Source organism: Streptomyces sp. NPDC005799, assembly GCF_040630525.1.
Lineage (GTDB): Bacteria > Actinomycetota > Actinomycetes > Streptomycetales > Streptomycetaceae > Streptomyces > Streptomyces griseorubiginosus_B.
On the sequence record NZ_JBEXXQ010000062.1, the window covers coordinates 26,893 to 44,579 of the forward strand.

At 72.6% G+C, this 17,687-nt stretch carries 17 protein-coding genes; 11 read left to right on the forward strand and 6 right to left on the reverse strand.

The window, feature by feature from the left end; translation table 11 throughout:
* Positions 1-74: 74 nt before the first annotated feature.
* Positions 75-1,664 carry an acyl-CoA carboxylase subunit beta gene (locus tag ABZ453_RS41755; RefSeq protein ID WP_359023775.1) on the reverse strand — a complete coding sequence of 530 codons (1,590 nt, stop codon included), beginning with the start codon at positions 1,662-1,664 and terminating at the stop codon, positions 75-77.
* Positions 1,665-2,197: 533 nt separating this feature from the next.
* Positions 2,198-2,992 carry an AfsR/SARP family transcriptional regulator gene (locus ABZ453_RS41760; protein ID WP_359023777.1) on the reverse strand — a complete coding sequence of 265 codons (795 nt, stop codon included), beginning with the start codon at positions 2,990-2,992 and terminating at the stop codon, positions 2,198-2,200.
* A gap of 297 nt (positions 2,993-3,289) precedes the next feature.
* Here ABZ453_RS41760 and ABZ453_RS41765 point away from each other — a divergent pair, with 297 nt between their 5' ends.
* From ABZ453_RS41765 to ABZ453_RS41780, 4 genes are all read left to right on the forward strand, one after another.
* Entirely contained in the window at positions 3,290-3,580 is a 291-nt protein-coding gene (locus tag ABZ453_RS41765) for a hypothetical protein (RefSeq protein WP_359023778.1), read from the forward strand.
* A 32-nt stretch (positions 3,581-3,612) separates the two neighbouring features.
* Positions 3,613-5,859, forward strand: a complete 2,247-nt coding sequence (locus ABZ453_RS41770) for a TOMM precursor leader peptide-binding protein (protein ID WP_359023780.1) — start codon at positions 3,613-3,615, stop codon at positions 5,857-5,859.
* A gap of 183 nt (positions 5,860-6,042) precedes the next feature.
* Positions 6,043-7,248, forward strand: a complete 1,206-nt coding sequence (locus tag ABZ453_RS41775; protein ID WP_359023782.1) for a histidine kinase — start codon at positions 6,043-6,045, stop codon at positions 7,246-7,248.
* 97 nt (positions 7,249-7,345) lie between these two features.
* A complete protein-coding gene (locus ABZ453_RS41780) occupies positions 7,346-7,960 on the forward strand; it encodes a response regulator transcription factor (RefSeq protein ID WP_133048866.1) in 615 nt (204 codons plus the stop codon).
* Positions 7,961-8,003: 43 nt separating this feature from the next.
* Here ABZ453_RS41780 and ABZ453_RS41785 read toward each other — a convergent pair whose 3' ends face one another.
* From ABZ453_RS41785 to ABZ453_RS41800, 4 genes are all read right to left on the reverse strand, one after another.
* Positions 8,004-9,254: an acyltransferase domain-containing protein gene (locus tag ABZ453_RS41785; protein ID WP_359023785.1), complete on the reverse strand. Its 1,251-nt coding sequence runs from the start codon at positions 9,252-9,254 to the stop codon at positions 8,004-8,006.
* 22 nt (positions 9,255-9,276) lie between these two features.
* Positions 9,277-11,037, reverse strand: a complete 1,761-nt coding sequence (locus tag ABZ453_RS41790; protein WP_359023787.1) for a fatty acyl-AMP ligase — start codon at positions 11,035-11,037, stop codon at positions 9,277-9,279.
* Between the two features lie 131 nt (positions 11,038-11,168).
* Positions 11,169-11,387 carry an acyl-CoA carboxylase subunit epsilon gene (locus ABZ453_RS41795; protein WP_359023789.1) on the reverse strand — a complete coding sequence of 73 codons (219 nt, stop codon included), beginning with the start codon at positions 11,385-11,387 and terminating at the stop codon, positions 11,169-11,171.
* Positions 11,388-11,518: 131 nt separating this feature from the next.
* The gene (locus ABZ453_RS41800) at positions 11,519-12,136 is read right to left on the reverse strand and encodes a hypothetical protein (RefSeq protein WP_359023791.1); all 618 of its coding nucleotides are present in this window, start codon (positions 12,134-12,136) and stop codon (positions 11,519-11,521) included.
* A 260-nt stretch (positions 12,137-12,396) separates the two neighbouring features.
* Here ABZ453_RS41800 and ABZ453_RS41805 point away from each other — a divergent pair, with 260 nt between their 5' ends.
* The 7 genes from ABZ453_RS41805 to ABZ453_RS41835 all read left to right on the forward strand — a co-directional run bounded on the left by ABZ453_RS41805 (position 12,397) and on the right by ABZ453_RS41835 (position 17,592).
* The gene (locus ABZ453_RS41805) at positions 12,397-12,621 is read left to right on the forward strand and encodes a hypothetical protein (protein WP_356772614.1); all 225 of its coding nucleotides are present in this window, start codon (positions 12,397-12,399) and stop codon (positions 12,619-12,621) included.
* A gap of 55 nt (positions 12,622-12,676) precedes the next feature.
* Positions 12,677-14,416 carry an acyl-CoA dehydrogenase family protein gene (locus tag ABZ453_RS41810; RefSeq protein ID WP_359023793.1) on the forward strand — a complete coding sequence of 580 codons (1,740 nt, stop codon included), beginning with the start codon at positions 12,677-12,679 and terminating at the stop codon, positions 14,414-14,416.
* Between the two features lie 13 nt (positions 14,417-14,429).
* The gene (locus ABZ453_RS41815) at positions 14,430-14,741 is read left to right on the forward strand and encodes an acyl carrier protein (RefSeq protein WP_359023795.1); all 312 of its coding nucleotides are present in this window, start codon (positions 14,430-14,432) and stop codon (positions 14,739-14,741) included.
* Entirely contained in the window at positions 14,741-15,535 is a 795-nt protein-coding gene (locus ABZ453_RS41820; RefSeq protein ID WP_356772608.1) for a 4'-phosphopantetheinyl transferase superfamily protein, read from the forward strand. Before ABZ453_RS41815 ends, ABZ453_RS41820 begins: the two co-directional genes overlap by 1 nt.
* Positions 15,536-15,620: 85 nt before the next feature.
* Positions 15,621-16,379, forward strand: coding sequence for an alpha/beta fold hydrolase (locus tag ABZ453_RS41825; protein ID WP_359023797.1), 759 nt, complete (start codon positions 15,621-15,623; stop codon positions 16,377-16,379).
* 29 nt (positions 16,380-16,408) lie between these two features.
* Positions 16,409-17,236: an AfsR/SARP family transcriptional regulator gene (locus ABZ453_RS41830; protein WP_359023799.1), complete on the forward strand. Its 828-nt coding sequence runs from the start codon at positions 16,409-16,411 to the stop codon at positions 17,234-17,236.
* Positions 17,237-17,322: 86 nt separating this feature from the next.
* On the forward strand, positions 17,323-17,592 hold the full coding sequence (locus ABZ453_RS41835) for an acyl carrier protein (protein WP_359023801.1): 270 nt from the start codon (positions 17,323-17,325) through the stop codon (positions 17,590-17,592).
* Positions 17,593-17,687: the final 95 nt, after the last annotated feature.

The following is a 17,687-nucleotide window of genomic DNA, read 5'->3' on the forward strand; positions in this document are numbered from 1 at the left end:
CGGTGGCCGGGGCCATGCGCGCATGGGGTCATGCACGTGGTTGGCGTCATCGGACAGACACGTCAACTGCCGTCTTACATGGGCGGGTTGCCGTGCTTTCGTTCCGGCAGGCTCACGTGCTTCGCGCGCAGCACCTCCAGTGAGCGGATCAGGACCGTTCGCGTTTCGCCCGGGTCGATCACGTCGTCCACCAGGCCCCGTTCCGCGGCGTAATAGGGGTGCATCAGCTCGGACTTGTACTCCTTGATCAGGCGGGAGCGGGTGGCGTCCGGGTCGTCCGAGGCGGCGATCTCGCGGCGGAAGACGACGTTCGCCGCGCCCTCCGCTCCCATCACCGCGATCTCGTTCGTCGGCCAGGCGTAGGAGAGATCGGCGCCGATGGAGCGGGAGTCCATGACGATGTAAGCGCCGCCGTACGCTTTGCGGACGACCAGGGAGATGCGGGGGACCGTGGCGTTGCAGTAGGCGTAGAGCAGCTTGGCGCCGTGGCGGATGATGCCGTTGTGTTCCTGGTCGACGCCGGGGAGGAAGCCCGGTACGTCGACCAGGGTGACCAGCGGGATGTTGAACGCGTCGCAGAACTGGACGAACCGGGCCGCCTTTTCCGAGCCTTGGATGTCCAGGACGCCTGCGAGCGCGGTGGGTTGGTTGGCTATCAGGCCTACGACGTGGCCGTCGAGGCGGGCCAGGGCGCAGACGATGTTCTGGGCCCAGCCCTCGTGGACCTCGAAGTAGTCGCCGTCGTCGACGATCTCCTCGATCACCGTCCGCATGTCGTACGCCCGTTGGGGGTCCGCCGGTACCAGGGACGTCAGGGCGTCCGTGCGGCGGTCCGCGGGGTCGCCTGTGCGGGAGACCGGGGGGAGTTCGCGGTTGTTCTGGGGGAGGAAGCTGAGCAAGTGGCGTACGTCGGCCAGGCATTCGGCCTCGTCGTCGTAGGCGAAGCCGGAGACGCCGGAGAGCGAGGAGTGGACGTCCGCGCCTCCCAGGCCGTCGTGGGTGATCTTCTCGCCGGTCACTGCTTGGACCACGTCCGGACCCGTTATGAACATCTGGGACGTGCCGCGCACCATGAAGACGAAGTCGGTGAGGGCGGGGGAGTAGGCCGCGCCGCCCGCGCAGGGGCCCAGGATGACGCTGATCTGCGGGATGACGCCCGAGGCGCGTGTGTTGCGGCGGAAGATGCCGCCGTAACCGGCGAGTGCCGTGACGCCCTCCTGGATGCGGGCGCCCGCGCCGTCGCTCAGGCCGACCACAGGGGCGCCCGCCGCCTCCGCCAGGTCCATCACCTTGTGGATCTTCTGGGCGTGCGCCTCGCCCAGGGCGCCGCCGAAGACGCGGAAGTCGTGGGCGTACGCGAAGACCGTGCGGCCGTGGACCAGGCCCCAGCCGATCACCACGCCGTCGCCGTGCGGCTTGCGCTCCTCCAGGCCGAAGCCGGTGGCACGGTGCCGGCGCAGGGGCTCGATCTCGGTGAACGTGCCCTCGTCGAAAAGGAGTTGGAGCCGCTCGGGCGCGGTGAGCTTGCCCTTGGCGTGCTGACGCCGGGTGGCCTCGGGGTCGGGGCCGCGGCTCAGCTCCTCCTTCAGCCGTTTCAACTCGTCGGTGGAGCGCCGTAGATCGGGGGCCGGGGCGAGGGTGAGCAGTTCGTCGAAGGTCGTCATTGCCGCAACGTAGGGCGGCCGCCTCGAAGGGTACGGTACGTCCCCTGGAGCGCCGCTTGAGAGACCCCCGCGAGTGGGTTCCGCCGGTCGGCCGGTGCGGTTCGGCTCATAGTGGGCCTCTCGGTCAGCCGACGCAGGGCCCCTCGGTCTGCGTTGCCTGTCCCGCGCGTTCGCAGCCCGTCGGTGTTCGGGCGATGCCCGGGGGCCGTGATGCGCTGGCGTTGAGCCCATGCTCGGCCGCCGCGATCCGCCAGCCCCGCGCCGGGGCCCGCTCGCGCGACCCCCGTCACGTTCGGGCGCGGTGCCCTACCCGCGCCCGCCGTCAGTTCCGCGACTCCGGTCCGCCGGTCCTCGGTCCGCGGTCCTCAGATCCGCTCGTCCTTGGTCCGCGGCCCCTCAGTGCGCTGACCTTCAGTCCGTCGGCCCTCAGATCCGACGAATCCCGGTCCGCCGACCCGCGATCCGCTGGCCCCAGATCCCCCGGCCCTGCGGTCCGCCGACCCCCACTCCGCCCACCCCCACTCCGCCCACCCTCACTCCGCCGCCGCCGGATGCAGGGCGTGGTCCGGGTCTCCGGACAGGACTGCCTGGTGGAGGTCCTGGAGGGCTGCTGACGGTTCCAGGCCCAGTTCGTGGACCAGGGAGCCGCGCAGGCGCTGGTAGGCCTCCAGGGCTCGCCAGCTGCCGCCCGCGCGGTGCAGGGCGCGCATCAGCTGGGCGCAGAAGCCCTCGTGGAGGGGGTGGCGGGCGGCCAGGACGCGCAGTTCGGGGACCACCTCGGCGTGCCGGCCGAGCCTGAGGTCCGCCTCGATGCGGCGTTCCAGGGCCGTGGTGTGCTCCTCGTTGAGGCGCAGGACCTCCAGCTCCAGGACCGAGCCGGCCGGTACGTCGACCAGGGCCGGGCCCTGCCACAGGGCGAGCGCGCGGCGCAGCAGGTCCGAGGCCGTGCGGTAGTCGCCGAGTTCGAAGGCCGTACGGCCGTCCTCCGAGCAGCGCTCGAACTCGTGGGCGTCCACCTGGCCGGGCTGCACCCGCAGGAGGTAGCCGCCGAGCCGGGTGACCAGGACGTCCTTGGCGTCGAGCAGCGGGTCGTCGGCGAGCGCGGCCGCGATCTTGCGCCGCAGCTGCAGGATGTACGTCTGCAGGGTGGTGGAGGCGCTCCGGGGGACGTTCTCGCCCCAGATCTCCTCCATCAGCGTCGGGACGCCCACCACGCGGTCGGCGTGCAGGGCGAGCAGGGCCAGCAGTTGACGGGGCTTGGCGGCGGTGGGCACCACCGGGATCCCGCGCTCGTGCGCGGCGAGCGACCCCAGGACCTTGATCTCCATGTGTGTCTCTCCCCCTTGGGTGCGGCCGCCTGGCGATCCCCGTGGCGACCCTTACGGAGTCAGGTCATCGAGCCTGGCATCCGCACCCCCGCGCGCCCCAGTGAGTCACGCATGCGCTCAATCATGAAAATGTCATGGGTGCCCTGTGAACGTGGCACTGCACGCCGGGGGCCGCCCCACCCCAGACTCTCGAAGCAGACGCCGACAGACGTTCGAAGCGGCGCAAAGCGTTCGCACCGCCTCGGGTCCGTCCAAGGCCCGTTCGTTCACTCGTTCGTTCATCACAGGGGGTAACACATGAACGTCGTAGCAACTCGTGAAGAGCTTTCCCACGAAGAAGTCCTCCGGTTCGCCGAGCTCGCCGCCCGTACCGGTCTCGAACCCCAGCTCGCCGGCCGCTTCGAGGCCGATCCGGCCGCCGTACTGCGGGAGTTCGGTCTGTCGGAGGGAGAGGCGCGGTACGTGAGCGGCGGGAGCCGCTCCGTCGAGAGCCTCAGCGGGGCCGGGGTGACGGTCTCCTCGGCGAGCTGGTGCGTCTGCTGGTCTCCCACCGGGCCGTCCCCGCTCGCCGTCGGCGAGGCTGAGTGAGCGGGAGCGACACCCCCGCTCCGGAGCCCTTCGTGGCGTTCAAGCGCCATGTGCGGGCCGAGACGGTACCGGGGGAGGCCGTGTTCCTGTGGTCCGACAAGGACGTGACGGCGGTGCGGGGAGCGGGAGTCGAGGCCCTGGCCGCCCTGCTGGACGGCAGCCGCACCCTGCCGCAGCTGCTGCGGGAGGCCGCGGCGGCGATGCCCGTGGACGAGGCCGGGCGGCTGGTACGGCGCCTGGCGGAGGCCAATCTGGTCGGTTACCGGCCCGACGGCCGGCGCGCGGAGGAGGCCGGCGCCGAGGGTCGGTCCGCGGAGGCCTACTGGGACCGTGCCGGTCTCGAGGGCGCCGCGGCCCAGGAGCGGGTCAGGGGCACACAGGTGGCGCTCATCACCGTGGGGGAGGTGGACGGTGTGGAGGCGCACGCCGCCTGCCGGGCGGCCGGGCTCAGCACCGTGCCAGTCGATCCCGACTCCGACTTCCATTCCGACTCCGACTCCGACGCCCCCCTCACGCTCGTCCTGTGCGACGACTACCTGCACCCCGCACTCCGTCCCCTGGCCGCGCGACTGCGCGGCCAGGGGCGGCCCTGGCTGCTGGCCAAGCCGTTCGGGGCCGAGCCCTGGACGGGGCCGGTGTTCGCGCCCGCCGAGGACGCCCCGTGCTGGGGCTGTCTGGCCCACCGGCTGCGCGCCCACCGGCGGGCCGAGTGGGAGGTGCGCCGGGTCCTCGGGGCCAACGCCGCCGTGGCCCGGCCCGCGCCGTCGCTGGCCGCCGTACGCGCCCTGGGACTGCACAGCGTGGCCCTGGAGGCGTCCAAGTGGCTTGCGGGAGTGCGGTGTCCGGAGCAGCGGGCGGTGTGCACGCTGGACAGCCTCACCCTGCGCAGCACCCACCATCCGGTGACCCGGCGTCCGCAGTGCCCGGACTGCGGTGACCCGGGGCTGGTGGCCGAGCGGACCCGGCGGCCGGTGGTCCTGGTCTCCAGACCCAAGGCGGCAGGGAGCGGCAGCAACGACCGTGCCCTGTCCGCCGAGCAGATGCTGGAACGGCACCGTCACCTAGTCGGTCAGCTCACCGGGGTGGTGACCGACATCCGTCCGCTGCCCGGACTGCCCGAGGGGCTGCACGCCTACGACTCCGGGCACAACCTCGCCCTGGGCGGTCACTCGGCCGCCGAACTGCTGCGGGTGCTGCGGGCCCGCAGCGGGGGCAAGGGCGTGACCGCCGCCGAGGCGCGGGCCAGTGCGCTGTGCGAGGCGGTGGAGCGCTTCAGCGCCTCCCGGCAGGGTGATGAGCTGACGGTCCGTGACACGCTCGCCGGGCTGGGGGAGCGGGCCGTTCATCCGAATACCTACCGGCTCTTCCATGAGCGGCAGTACGGCGACCGGGAGCGCTGGAACGCCACGCACGGGCCCTTCCACCGGGTGGGCCGGCCCTTCGACGCCGACGCGCCCACCGAGTGGACGCCCGTGTGGTCGCTCACCGGGCGGACGCATCGGCTGCTGCCCACCTCCACGCTGTACTTCGACGCCTCGCCGTGCGGCGCCGCCGACGGGCTGTGGGCCGACTCCAATGGCAACGCCGCCGGTTGCAGCATCGAGGACGCCGTACTGCAGGGCTTCCTGGAGTTGGTGGAGCGGGACGCGGTGGCCGTGTGGTGGTACAACCGGCTGCGCGTGCCGGCCCTCGACCTGGACGCCTTCGACGAGCCGTGGCTGGCCGGACTGCGGGACGCCTTCGGCCGGGCGGGCCGTACGGTGGCGGCACTCGACCTCACCACCGACCTCGGCGTACCGGTCGTGGCCGTCGTGTCCAGACCCGCGCCTGACAAGGACCCTGATTTCGTCTGCGGCTTCGGCGCGCACCTCGATCCACGGCTCGCGCTACGCCGGGCCCTGACCGAGGCGGCCCAACTCCTGCCGTGGCCGCAGCCGATGCCCGGGGGGACGCTGCTCGCCCAGCCGCAACTCGATCCGGATTCGGGCCAGTCGGGCAGGCGGCCCGGTGACTGGGCGGGTTTCCCCCGGCACGGGGATCTGCTCGACGACGTGGGGGAGATCTGCGCGCTGGCCTCCCGGCACGGTCTGGATCTGATGGTGCTCGACCAGACCCGACCGGACGTGGAGATTCCGGTCGTGAAGGTTGTGGTGCCCGGACTACGCCCGTTCTACGCCAGATTCGGGCCCGGCCGCCTCTATGAAGTGCCGGTGCGTCTCGGCCACCGGGCACGTCCCGTCTTGTTCGAGGAACTGAACCCCGTCCCACTCCCCGTATGACTAGCTGCACCTATCACATATCCCTCTTGCCGTGCCGTTACGGCCTATAGTTCAGTCACAGATCTTCCCGAATCCCACACGCGGATTCGGTGCGGACGGGCAGCATCCGGGATCCCTTTCGGGCAACCGGATGCTTTCCCTCCGTATGCCGTTCGGTGGGGATCCGGATAGGGGGAGTTTGTGATGCGGAGCCCTGTCTCAGGGGCGAGACGGCAGTCGGGCCGGTTCGAGGTCCCGGCGCCGCGACTGGCACAGGGGATCAGCATCACGGTCATCTCGGGCTTCGGCGTCATCACCATGCTGAACGTCCTGGACGCGGTCTCCAACTACGTGGGCCTTGGCATCTGTCTGTGCCTCGTACTGAGCCTCTACGCCCTGCAGTTCATGGTGACCTCGGCCGGCGCCCGCCAGTGGTCGGCCCGCCGCCGGGGAACCGCACTCGTCGTCCAGGCACTGCTGACCTTCGTCCCCATGGTGTGGATCGGGGTCGCCTGGGGCAGCATGGCCGGACCACTCGGCGGATCGATTCTGCTGCTGCTTCCCGCACGGTTCGCCTGGCCTCTGTACGGCACGGTCACCCTCACCATCCTCGGCTGGTCGCTCTCCGCGCACGTCCCCGCCCTGGAAGTCGGCTACTTCGCCATCTCCACCGCGCTGACCGGCCTCGTCATCTACGGACTGACCCGGCTGACCGACCTGGTCCGCGAAGTCCACGCCACCCGCGCCGAGATGGCCCGCATGGCGGTGACGCAGGAGCGGCTGCGGTTCGCCCGCGACCTGCACGACCTGCTGGGCTACAGCCTCTCCACGATCACGCTGAAGACCGAGCTGATCCACCGCCTCGTCCCCGTCAACCCCGAGCGGGCGCGCGAGGAGGTGGCCTCCGTCCTCGGCGTCTCCCGCCAGGCGCTCGCCGACGTACGGCTGGTGGCCAGCGGTTACCGCGACATGTCGCTGGAGGCCGAGGCGGCCTCGGTGGCCGAGGTGATGGCCGCGGCCGACGTCCGGGTCGAGGCCGACGTCGACTGCGGCCGGCTGCACCCGCTCGTGGACACCGTGCTGGCCACTGCCCTTCGGGAGGGTGTCACGAATATCCTCAGGCACAGCAAGGTCCAGTCATGTGCCATCACGGCTGCCGTGGAGGGGGAGACGGTACGGCTGACGCTGGTCAACGACGGTGTGGTGCCGCAGGAGAAGCCCCGGGACGGAGGTGGCGGAAGCGGCAGCGGTCTGGGCAACCTGTGCACCAGGCTCACCCAGATCGGCGGCACGCTGACGGCGGAGGCCACGCGGGACGGGCGGTTCCGGCTCGTCGCCGAGGCGCCCGTCCGGCCGGTCACCGTCGACGCCCCCGACAGCGGCGGGAAGCCGAGCGCGTCCGTCGCGTGACACGCGTGAGAAGGGCACGGCGAGCGGTACGAGCACGGGCACGGCGCGGGCCAGGCACGGCACGGGCACGCTCACGGGGGAACAGGGGGAAGAACGAATGCTGTCGGTGAGAATCCTGCTGGCCGAGGACGTCCATATGATCCGCGGCGCGCTGGTGGCGCTGCTGGAACTGGAGCGGGACCTGGAGGTGGTCGCCTCCATCGACCGGGGCGATCTCATCGTCAAGACGGCGCTGGAGGTGCGGCCCGACGTGGCCGTCATCGACATCGACCTGCCCGGCACGGACGGGCTCACCGCGGCGGCCGAACTGCGGGCGAAGCTGCCGGAGTGCCGCAGTCTGATCCTCACGAGCCTGGGGCGGCCGGGGACCCTGCGGCGGGCGATGGCCGCGCAGGTCTCGGGCTTCCTGCTGAAGGACTCGCCGCCGGACCGACTGGCGCAGGCGGTGCGGACCGTCGCGCAGGGCGGGCGGGTCGTCGATCCCGAACTGGCGCTCAGTGCGTGGGAGGCGCCGGAGAACCCGTTGTCGCCCCGGGAGACGCAGGTGCTGCGCCTGGCCGCGCGGGGAGCGGACGCGGCCGAGATCGCGGTGGAGCTGTATTTGACCCCGGGGACCGTGCGGAATTACCTGACGGCGATCGTGGACAAATTGCACGCGCGCAATCGTGTGGACGCGATTCGCATTGCCGAGGAAGCCGGCTGGGTTCCGTAGGATTCGGTTGAATCGCAAACCAATTGAGTGAACCGGCAACCAATCAGAATCCTTCATCCATGTCGTCCGCCAAAGGGCCCGCGTTCAGTGCCGACAGGATTCCCGCCAAATCGACCGCGTTGCTCTGCGGCCCCCGGCACACGGGCAGACAGCGCGGGCCGTTCGGGCCGCCCATGCGGCGCAGGAACGCGGTGAGGATCGGTTTGGGGCCGATCTCCACCACATGGGTGGGGCGTTGTTCCATCAGCAGGGCGCGGGCCGCGTCGGCGAAGCGGACCGGGGCGGTGATCTGGGTGCCCCAGTACGGGGCGTCCAGAGGGCCGTCGTAGTCACGGCCGTAGACCGTGGAGTAGTACGGCAGCGCGGGCGCCGACGTCGGCATGCGGCGGGCCAGGGCCTCCAGGCGGGGGGTCACCGGGGCCATCAGCGGTGAGTGGAAGGCGTGGGTCACCTTCAGGAAGGTGCTGGCGATGCCGATGTCCGCGAGGCGTCGGCGGGCCCGCTCCAGGCCCGCGATGTCGCCCGAAAGCACCGTGGCGCGCGCCGCGTTGATGGCGCCGATGGACACCCCGGGTTCCTGCGTGGCCGCCTCCGCCGCCTCGAACGGGTCGGCGCAGGTCGCCATCATGCCGCCGCCGGCCGGCAGGTGCTGCATGAACGAGCCCCGGGAGGCGACCAGTTCGGCCGCCGTCGCCAGCGGCAGCGCACCGCTGACCGCGGCCGCCGCGAACTCCCCCACCCCGTGCCCCAGTACGGCCACCGGCCGCACGCCCTCCTCCAGCAGGGTCGCCGCCAGCGCGTACCCGACGGCGAACAGGGCGGGCTGGGCGAGCGCGGTCTGGTCGATCAAAGGGTCCCGGCCGAGCAGCAACTCGACCATGGAACGGCCCAGATGGGGCTCCAGTGCCTCGTCGGCCTCGATGAGGTGGTGGCGGTAGGCCGTGCAGTGCGCGTACAGCCCCGCCGTCATCCCCGGATGCTGGCAGCCCTGCCCGGTGAACACGAACGCGGTGCGGATACGGCCCTCCGAGCGGGCCACGCGGTCCCGTCCGGCCAGCCGCCGGGCGAGATTGCGGATCGTGGTGTACGGCCACACCTCCACGGGGTGGTCCGGCAGCGGCCCGAACGCGTCCTCCGCGTCGCCGTACAGGCCCAGCAGCGCCACGGAGTCCAGACCGCACTCGATCAGCGGCATGTCCTCGCGCACTTCCCGGCGGACGCGCTCACCGATCCGCTCCGTGAGCCACTCGACATAGCCCTGCTCGTCCGGCCGATCCCGCCCCGGTCCACTCACCTTCAGCTCCTCTCGGATGCGTTCACCGACTGCGTGCCGTGCGTGCCGCGCGCGGCCGCCGGGCCACCGGCAGCAACTCCCCGTCCAGCCGCTGGTGCAGGGGCTTGATGCCGCCGTTGAGGAACAGCCGCCGGGTGGCCGCCCGCTCCACCTTCCCGCTGGTCGTGCGGCGGATCGTGCCCGGCCGCACCAGCAGCACGCCGTCCACGCTGACCTCGAACTCCTCGGCCAGGCACCGCTCCACGTCACCGACGAGACCGTCGAGATCGAGGTCGTAGCGCTGCTGGGTGCGCAACTCCTGCACCATCACCACCCGTTCGCGCTCGCCGGGCACCGAGAAGGCGGTGCCGGTGCCGAACAGGGCGCTGATCCGCTGGACGGCGTGCTCCAGGTCCTGCGGATACAGATTGCGGCCGGCCACCACGATCATGTCCTTGAGCCGGCCCGTCACATGGAGCAGGCCGTCGCAGAGCGCGCCCAGGTCACCGGTGCGCAGATGGCCGCCCTCGCCGTCGGCGGTGACCGCCTCGAACGCCGCCGCGGTCGCGGTCCGGTCGCGCCAGTAGCCCCCCGCCACCCCGCCGCCCCGGACCCAGATCTCGCCGATCTCGCCGTCCCCAAGCACCCGCAGCGACTCCGGGTCGACGATGCGCACCTCGCCGCCGCGCGGGCAGCCGCAGGCCACCAGCGTCCGCGTCGGCCGGTCCCCCCGCGGCTCGCGCAGCGCATGCCGCTCCAGCGCCTCGCCGTCCACGGCCCGCGTCACCGGGCCCGCACCGGTGCGCCCGCCGGAGACCAGCAGGGTCGCCTCGGCCAGCCCGTAGCAGGGCAGCAGCGCGCCGGCGCGGAACCCGGCCGGGGCGAAGCGCTCGGTGAAGGCGCGGCCGGTCGCGGCCGACACCGGCTCGCCGCCCGTGACCGCGGCCCGCCAGCCGGCGAGGTCCAGCCCCGCGAGCTGCTCGTCGGTCACCCGGCGCGTGCACAGCTCGTAGGCGAAGTCCGGGGCGCCGCTGACCGCGACGCCGTACCGGCCGATCGCCTCCAGCCAGCGCGCCGGGCGCTTGAGGAACGCCGCCGGCGACAGCAGGACCGAGGTGCCGCCCAGCGACAGCGGGAACAGCAACTGGCCGACCAGGCCCATGTCGTGGTGGAACGGCAGCCAGCCCCCGACCCGCTCGCCGGGCTCGCCGCCCACGGCCTCCTCGATCGCCTTGAGGTTCGCCAGCAGGTTGCCGTGGGTGACCACCACGCCACGCGGGGCGCCCGTGGAGCCGGAGGTGAACTGCAGATAGGCGACCGTGGCCGGGGACAGCTCCGGCATCCGCCAGGAGGCCCGCACCGGTACGGCGTCGGCGGCCAGGCACGGAACCGAGCCGTATCCGCAGGCGGCCAGCAGCCGGGAGACGTCGGGGGCCAGCGCCGCGTCCGTGAAGGTCGCGCAGGGTGCCACGGCCTTGACGATGCCCGCCACCCGCTCCGCGTGGTGGCGGCCGCCGCCGGTCGGCGGGGCCGGGACGGCGATCGCGCCGGCGTACAGACAGGCCAGGAACGACACGGTGAACTGGCGGCGCGAGGTGTGCATCAGCAGCACCCGCTCGCCGGCCGCGCCCCGCGCCTGCAGCCAGCCGGCCAGTTCCCGCGCGGCCGCGTCCAGGGTGCCGTAGGAGACCCGGGCCGGACGGCCGCGCTCCTCGCTCTCGGGCAGCAGGAGCAGCGCCTCGCGCTCGGGCGTCGATGCCGCTCTGTCGAGTATCAGGTCCGTGAAGGTGCGGTGGTGGGTCATAGGGGTCCCCCTGGCAGATCTTCCGTCCGGGCACCCGACCCGTCATTCGGGCACCCGGACCCATCCTGAAATCGAACGTAATGTGCGGCTCATAGAGGGACGCTCGACCCGGACTGGTCCGCGGGGCACGCTCAGCCGCGCGACCAGCCGACCGGCGGACGGCGGCGCGGACGCCCGCCGCCCCAGCCGGCCTTGCGCGCGGGCTCGTCGAACACCCCGTCCGCGCCGTCCGGCTCGCCCTCCTGACCTGCGGCCGCGCGGAGTCTGGCGAGCAGGACGGCGGTCACCGCGGCCAGCTCCTCGGCGGTGGGGTGTCCACGCACGATGGCGAGAGAGAAGGGAGCTTCCATGCTCCGCAGCTTGTCGCCGGGCCCTTGAGACCTGCTCGGGGAATGGCGGGGAGGGGCGGCGACGGGTGGGGAGGGGGAGGGGCGAAGCCCGGCTCGCCGTCGGCGGGTGACGGCGCGGGAGCTGACGGCCGTCAGCCCGCGGCCATCGGCCCGGCGTGCAGTTCCGTGATGTGGGCCGTGACCGTCAGCTTGGTGCGGCGGTCCAGGTAGGCGGACGTGGTCAGGACGCGGTCGCAGGACTCGGAGTCCCGCCACCACAGCACACCGGTGTAGAGGCGCGGGTCGACCACTGAGCGGAGCAGGTCGCTGCCGCCGTAGCCCTCGGCTGTCACGCACGAGCCCACCAGCGCCCCGAAGTCCATCTCGAAACGGGCCGGTTCGCTCTCCACCACGGCCTCCACCAGCACCAGCCGCCCCGCCTCGGCGATCGGCACCGCGGCGGGCATCTGGCCCACGCTGACCGCCAGTTGGTGCCGGACGTCGGCCAGCGCGGTCAAGGAGGCGAGGTGCGGCAGGTAGCTCTCGTCGTGGGTGGCGCGCAGCAGCGCGTCCATGTCCTGCCACCGCTCCAGGCGTACGTAGTCACCGTCCCGCTTCAGCAGCCGCAGGGTGAGGCCGGCCTCGAAGCCCTTCAGGCCCTCGCGGTGCCGGGCGTGGGCACGTAGACCGGCCTCCACCGCCTCGGCTCGGTCGACCGCGGTGAACCGCTGTACCGCGCTCACCCGGCGGCTCACCAGACCCTGGGGCATCGGCCCGACCCACCTCTCTCCCCGCATCCGCGTCCGCCCACGCGTCGCGCGGGCACGCGCCACCAGTCGACCACGGATCGCTCGAATTTCCCTTGAACGCAGAACAAGCAACCTTTGAAAGCCGAACAGGCACCGCCGCCACGAGGGTTCCTCGAGGACCCGACGAGCGCGCGCGGGGACCGTCCTCGTCCGGACAACCGAGCCCGGCAGCCGACACCGACAACCGAGCCCGGACAACCGAAACGAAGGAAGGGATGTCCATGACCATCACCGATGAAGTCGACCGGATCCCCGGCGACATCGGACGCGCGCTCGCCCGCACCGCGGTCGACCGCATGCTCCGACCGGTCTGGTACGCGCTGGTCGCCTACGGCGGCATGTGGCTGGGCGGCGTGGACTTCGACCAGGACGGCACACCCGTGCCCCGCCTGGCCCTCGTCCACGACGCTCCGGAGCCTGCCCGGGAGGACTTGAGGGCCTCTTGAGTCACGCCGGTTAGGGATGGGGCCGAGCGGCAACCGATCGAGGACGGAGACAGCCATGACCACGGTGGTGAACAGGGCGGAAGCCGCCGAGCGGGCCGTGCAGGAACGTATAGCGCGGCTCGAGCACCAGCTCGGCGATCTCGACGACCCTGGCAACCCGCTGGGCGCGGACCACTTCCTCGCCGCCGACGGCAGGCAGCGGCTGCTGCCGGCCGCCGAGCGGCTCCTCGACGAGTTCGGCCTCAACGCCGAGTTCGTACCGGGCGAACTGGGCGGCCGGCTGGACCGGCTGGACGTGCTCGCCCGGGTGCTGCGGGCGGTCTTCCGCCGGGACGCGGCACTCGGCCTCGGCTACGGGATGACCTCGTACCTGGCGGCGGTCACCGTGTGGGCGGACGGCACCGGACAGCAGCGGCGGCAGACCGCCGAACTGCTGCTGTCCGGCGGCCGGATGGCCTGCGCCTACCCCGAACCCGTCCCCGGCAACGACTTCCTGCACAACCGGCTCACCGCGCGCCGCGACGGCGGCGGCTATCTGCTCGACGGCCGCAAGGAGGCCCTCAACAACGCGGTCCGCGTCGACTCCCTCGTCGTGTTCGCGCACACGCCCGAGGCCGGCGAGGACACCCAGACGGCGTTCCTGCTCCCGGGCCCGGCAGCCGCCGGTCCCGGTGTCACGCTGCTGCCCCGCCGCCGTACCAGCGGCATCCGCGGCTGTGTCGTCCAGGGCCTGGAGTTCACCGGCCACCGCCTGGACTCCGGCCGGCTGCTCGGCCCCGAGGGCGGCGGCGGCCCCATCGCCGAACGCGCCTTCCCCATCACCCGCGCCACCGGCACCTCCATGGCGCTGGGCTGCGCCGACACCGCGCTGCGCACCACCGTCGCCTTCGCCCGCGCGCACCGCTCCCGCAGCCGCGCCTCGCTCAGCAGCGCCCGCACCCGCTCCGCGCTGGTGGACGCCTTCACCGACCTGCTCGTCTGCGACTGCCTGGCGCTCGTCGCCACCCGGGCCGTGCATCTGCTGCCCCGCGAGAGCCGCACGCTGAGCGCGGTCGTGAAGTACCTGCTGCCCACCATCCTCACCGAGATGGTCTACGACCTCTCCATCGTCCTGGGCTCCGAGGCGTACGCCACCACCGGCAGCTACGGCCTGTTCCAGAAGGCCGCCCGGGACCTGCCGATGATCGGGCTGGGCAGCGCCGGAACCGCCGCCAGCCGGTCGGCGATCGTCGAACACCTCCTGCGTGTCCCCGAGTTGGGGGAGTCCGCGCAAGCACTCGACGCCGGGCCCGGCGCCCGGCTGTTCGACCCCCACGGCCCCGACCTGCCGGCCGTACGGCCCGAACAGTTGACCCTGGCCGCCGACGGGGACCCCCTGCTCGGCTCGCTGCCGGAGACGGTACGGCTGGCCCGCGCCGCGAGCGGCGAGTTCGCCGGGGCGCTGGGCACGGCCGCCGACGCCCTCGCCACCGAACTGCGGCTGCTGCGCGAGGACTGCGCCCGTCTCGCCGCCCGCCCGGCCGGCCGCGCCCTCAGCCCCCGCGCCTACGCGCTCGCCGACCGCTACGCCCTGATCGCCGCTGGCGCCGCCTGCCTCGGCGTGTGGCGGCACGGCAGCGGCCTGCTCGCCGAACCGGCCTGGGCCGCCATGGCGTTGGCCCGCATCGTCGGCCGGCTGGACCGCACCGCCGTACACACCCCCGAGTCCGCAACCGAACACCTGCTGACCGAGGTCCTCGACCGCTTCGACGACGCCCGCAGCTACGACCTGTACGCGACCCCGATAGGCCGATGAGGAGAGGCATCCCATGAACCACACAGCCGGCACCGAAGAGAACCCGGCCGGTCATGACGGCGACGTCAGTGGCACAGCACTGGCCGTGCTGGTCGAGGAGGTGGCCCGGATACTCGACCGGCCGCCCGCCCGGCTCGGCCCCGACCTGCACCTCCAGCACGACCTGGGCTTCGACTCGGTGATGCTGCTGCAGCTCAAGGGCCGGCTCGAGACGCGCTTCGAGCCGCTGCGTGAGGCCGCTCTGCCCGACATGCTGCTCGGCGTGCAGACCCTCGCCGCCCTGGCCGGCCGGCTGGAGCGCCTGACCGGACTGCCGGTGGCGTGATGCGGCCGCTGTGCAACCGCGGTCCCGCGGACTCCTGGCTGCCCGTGCGCCGTGAACTCGACTCCTCCGGTACGGCGGTGGTGTACGCGGCGGTCGCCGACTGGCTGCCCGACGACCTCGCGCGGCCCGACCTGGTGGCCGCCCTCGGCCGCGACCACCGGCGGCTGCGGGAGATGACCCATGTGCCCAACCGGTCCCGCTTCGTCACCTCCCGGCTGCTGCTGAAGTCCGCCGCCGCGGCCGTGCTCGGCACCTCGCCCGACGAACTGGAGCTGGCCTACAAGCCGGGCGGACGGCCCCATCTGCGCGGGGTCGACCAGCTCGACGTCAGCCTCAGCCACACCGAGGAACTGCTCGTGGTCGGACTCACCCGCAACGGCCGCATCGGCGTCGACATGGAGAACGCCGACCGCCGCATGCTGGGCCTGGGCACCGAACGGCAGGTGTGCACCCCGTACGAGCTCGAAGCCCTGGAGAGCGTCCCCGAGGACCGCCGCAACCGGGAGCTGGTACGGCTGTGGACGCTCAAGGAGGCCTACAGCAAGGCCATCGGGCAGGGTCTCAGATTCCGCTTCACCGAGTTCGGATTCACGCCCGAGGACCAGCAGGTACAGATGCTGCGCCCCGACGGCACCCCCGGCGCCGGCTGGGAGTGGAGCTTCCACAGCTGGCTCGCCGAGGACACCTACACCCTCAGCGCGGCCGTGTACGACCCCGGGTTCTCCGGCCGTCGGGAGGCCGCGCCGGGCCGGCCGCTGCTGCCCGCGTTGGCCGATCCCCGTCGCTCCGGTTGAGCGAGCGTTGAGCCGCCTTCCAGGTGGTGCGGTGACCCTCGGAGCCCGCACCCGCCGAGCGGTGCGGGACCGAAGGGGGGTCTTGGTGCATCGATATCTCGCGGTGCGGCCGAAGGCCGGCGCCACCGGCACGCGGCTGCTGTGCTTCCACCACGCCGGCGCGGGCGCCCTGTCCTTCGCCGGCTGGCTCAATCGGGTCGGCGCCGGGGTGTCGGTGCTTCCGGTGCGGCTGCCGGGGCGGGAGACGCGGGTGCGCGAGCCGCGGATCACCGATCCCGGGCAGCTGGTCGAGGAGCTGCAACAGGACCTCGGGCCGCTGCTGGAGGAGCCGTACGCCTTCTACGGGCACAGCATGGGCGCGCTCGTCGCCTACCGGTTCGCCCAGGCCCGTCTCGCGGCCGGACTGCGGCCGCCGCGGCTGCTGCTGGTCGGCGCGTGCAGCGCCCCCCAGTTGCCGTCGGCCCTGCTGGACCGGACCGACCTGGACGGGCTGGACGACCAGCGGCTGATGGCGGCGATGACGGACGAGGAGAGCATGCCCGAGGCGCTGCTGCGGCGGCCCGACCGGCTGCGCACCACCCTCGACACCCTCCGGGCCGACCTGCGGCTGGCCCAGGGGCTGCGGGAGGCGCCGATCGTCCGACTGCCGTGCCCTGTCGAGGCGTTCGCCGGCGCGGACGACCGCATGGTGACGATCCCTCAGGTCCGGGCCTGGGAGCACTGCACGAGCGCGGGCTTCCGGCTGCGGACGGTCCCCGGAGCGCACTTCTTCGTCCGCGGACGCGAGGTGCCGCGAGCCGTCGGGCAGGCGCTGGACTCCGCGGCGCCCGTGACGACCGGCTGACCCACATCGTTCCCGAAGGAGTTTCGCGGATGGACATCAGCGTCCTCGGCCCGTTCCGGGCCACACTCGCCGGGGTGCCGGTGCACCTCACGGCCGTCAAGCCACGCAAGGTCTTCGCGCTGCTCGCCCTGCAGGCGGACGAGGTCGTCTCGGTCGCCTCCCTGGTGGAGGAGGTGTGGGGGGAGAGCCCGCCCCGCAGCGTGCAGACCACCCTGCAGACGTACATACTCCAGATCCGCCACGTCATCGGCGCGGCTCTCGGCGAGGAGGAGGCCGAGCTCCCGCACGGGGCCAAGAGCGTGCTGGTCACCGAACCCGGCGGATACCGGCTGGACACCCAGGGCGGACTCATCGACGCCTGCGAGTACGACGCCCTGTCCTCCGTCGGGCACCGGGCCCTGCAGCGCGGCGACTGGGCCGAGGCCTCCTCGTACTTCGGCCGGGCACTGGCCCTGTGGCACGGCAGGGCGCTGGCCGACGTGCAGTGCGGGCCGCTGCTGGAGGTGGAGGCCACCCGGCTCGACGAGTCGCGGATGAGCGTTCTTCACGGCCGAATCGAGGCGGACCTGAGGCTGGGCCGCCACCATGAGCTCGTCGGCGAGCTGTCCGGGCTCGCCGCCCGGCATCCCCTGCACGAGGGTCTGCACGAGCAGTTGATGCTCGCGCTGTACCGCGCGGGCCGGCGCAGTGACGCGCTGGAGGTGTACCGGCACCTGCGGACCGCGCTCAACCAGAGTCTCGGCCTCGACCCCTCGCCCGGCATCGAGCACCTGCACCGCGCGGTGCTCGACTCCTCCCCGCACCTCGACCCGGTCGGCGCGTCCGTGAACGGCGTCCCGCTGCTGGCGAGTCCATGACCGGCCTGTCTGTCCCACGTCCCAACACCCCACGTCCCACCACCTCGAGTGCGCACACCCCGACCGAAGGACCGAAAGGAACCATCGTGAGCGACATCACCCTGGCCGAACTCGGCGAGCTGCTGCTCGAATGCGTCGGCGCCCCGGAGGAGGGCATGGCGTTCGAGGGCGAGGACGCCCTGGACACCGCCTTCCTGGAGTTCGGTTACGACTCCCTCGCCCTGCTGCAGGTCACCAGCGTGATCAACCGCAAGTACGGCATCGTGCTCGACGACGACGCCGTCGGCGAGGCCGAGACGCCGCGCCTGCTGCTTCAGCTGATCGCGGCCGCGCCGCGCGCCGGGGCGATCCGGTGACCACCGGCACCGAAGCGTCTGCCCGGCTGCCGTCGGAGGGGGACGGGTCGCCGTCCCCGCCGCGGTCTGGCCGCGGTCGGCCGGCGGCTGCCGGG

What these genes read in the sequence shown, in the direction of transcription:
- ABZ453_RS41755 (WP_359023775.1), bottom strand. Translation starts at nt 1,664, where the DNA reads ATGACGACCTTCGACGAACTGCTCACCCTCGCCCCGGCCCCCGATCTA.
- ABZ453_RS41760 (WP_359023777.1), bottom strand. Translation starts at nt 2,992, where the DNA reads ATGGAGATCAAGGTCCTGGGGTCGCTCGCCGCGCACGAGCGCGGGATC.
- ABZ453_RS41765 (WP_359023778.1), top strand. Translation starts at nt 3,290, where the DNA reads ATGAACGTCGTAGCAACTCGTGAAGAGCTTTCCCACGAAGAAGTCCTC.
- ABZ453_RS41775 (WP_359023782.1), top strand. Translation starts at nt 6,043, where the DNA reads ATGCGGAGCCCTGTCTCAGGGGCGAGACGGCAGTCGGGCCGGTTCGAG.
- ABZ453_RS41780 (WP_133048866.1), top strand. Translation starts at nt 7,346, where the DNA reads ATGCTGTCGGTGAGAATCCTGCTGGCCGAGGACGTCCATATGATCCGC.
- ABZ453_RS41790 (WP_359023787.1), bottom strand. Translation starts at nt 11,037, where the DNA reads ATGACCCACCACCGCACCTTCACGGACCTGATACTCGACAGAGCGGCA.
- ABZ453_RS41795 (WP_359023789.1), bottom strand. Translation starts at nt 11,387, where the DNA reads ATGGAAGCTCCCTTCTCTCTCGCCATCGTGCGTGGACACCCCACCGCC.
- ABZ453_RS41800 (WP_359023791.1), bottom strand. Translation starts at nt 12,136, where the DNA reads ATGCCCCAGGGTCTGGTGAGCCGCCGGGTGAGCGCGGTACAGCGGTTC.
- ABZ453_RS41805 (WP_356772614.1), top strand. Translation starts at nt 12,397, where the DNA reads ATGACCATCACCGATGAAGTCGACCGGATCCCCGGCGACATCGGACGC.
- ABZ453_RS41810 (WP_359023793.1), top strand. Translation starts at nt 12,677, where the DNA reads ATGACCACGGTGGTGAACAGGGCGGAAGCCGCCGAGCGGGCCGTGCAG.
- ABZ453_RS41815 (WP_359023795.1), top strand. Translation starts at nt 14,430, where the DNA reads ATGAACCACACAGCCGGCACCGAAGAGAACCCGGCCGGTCATGACGGC.
- ABZ453_RS41820 (WP_356772608.1), top strand. Translation starts at nt 14,741, where the DNA reads ATGCGGCCGCTGTGCAACCGCGGTCCCGCGGACTCCTGGCTGCCCGTG.
- ABZ453_RS41830 (WP_359023799.1), top strand. Translation starts at nt 16,409, where the DNA reads ATGGACATCAGCGTCCTCGGCCCGTTCCGGGCCACACTCGCCGGGGTG.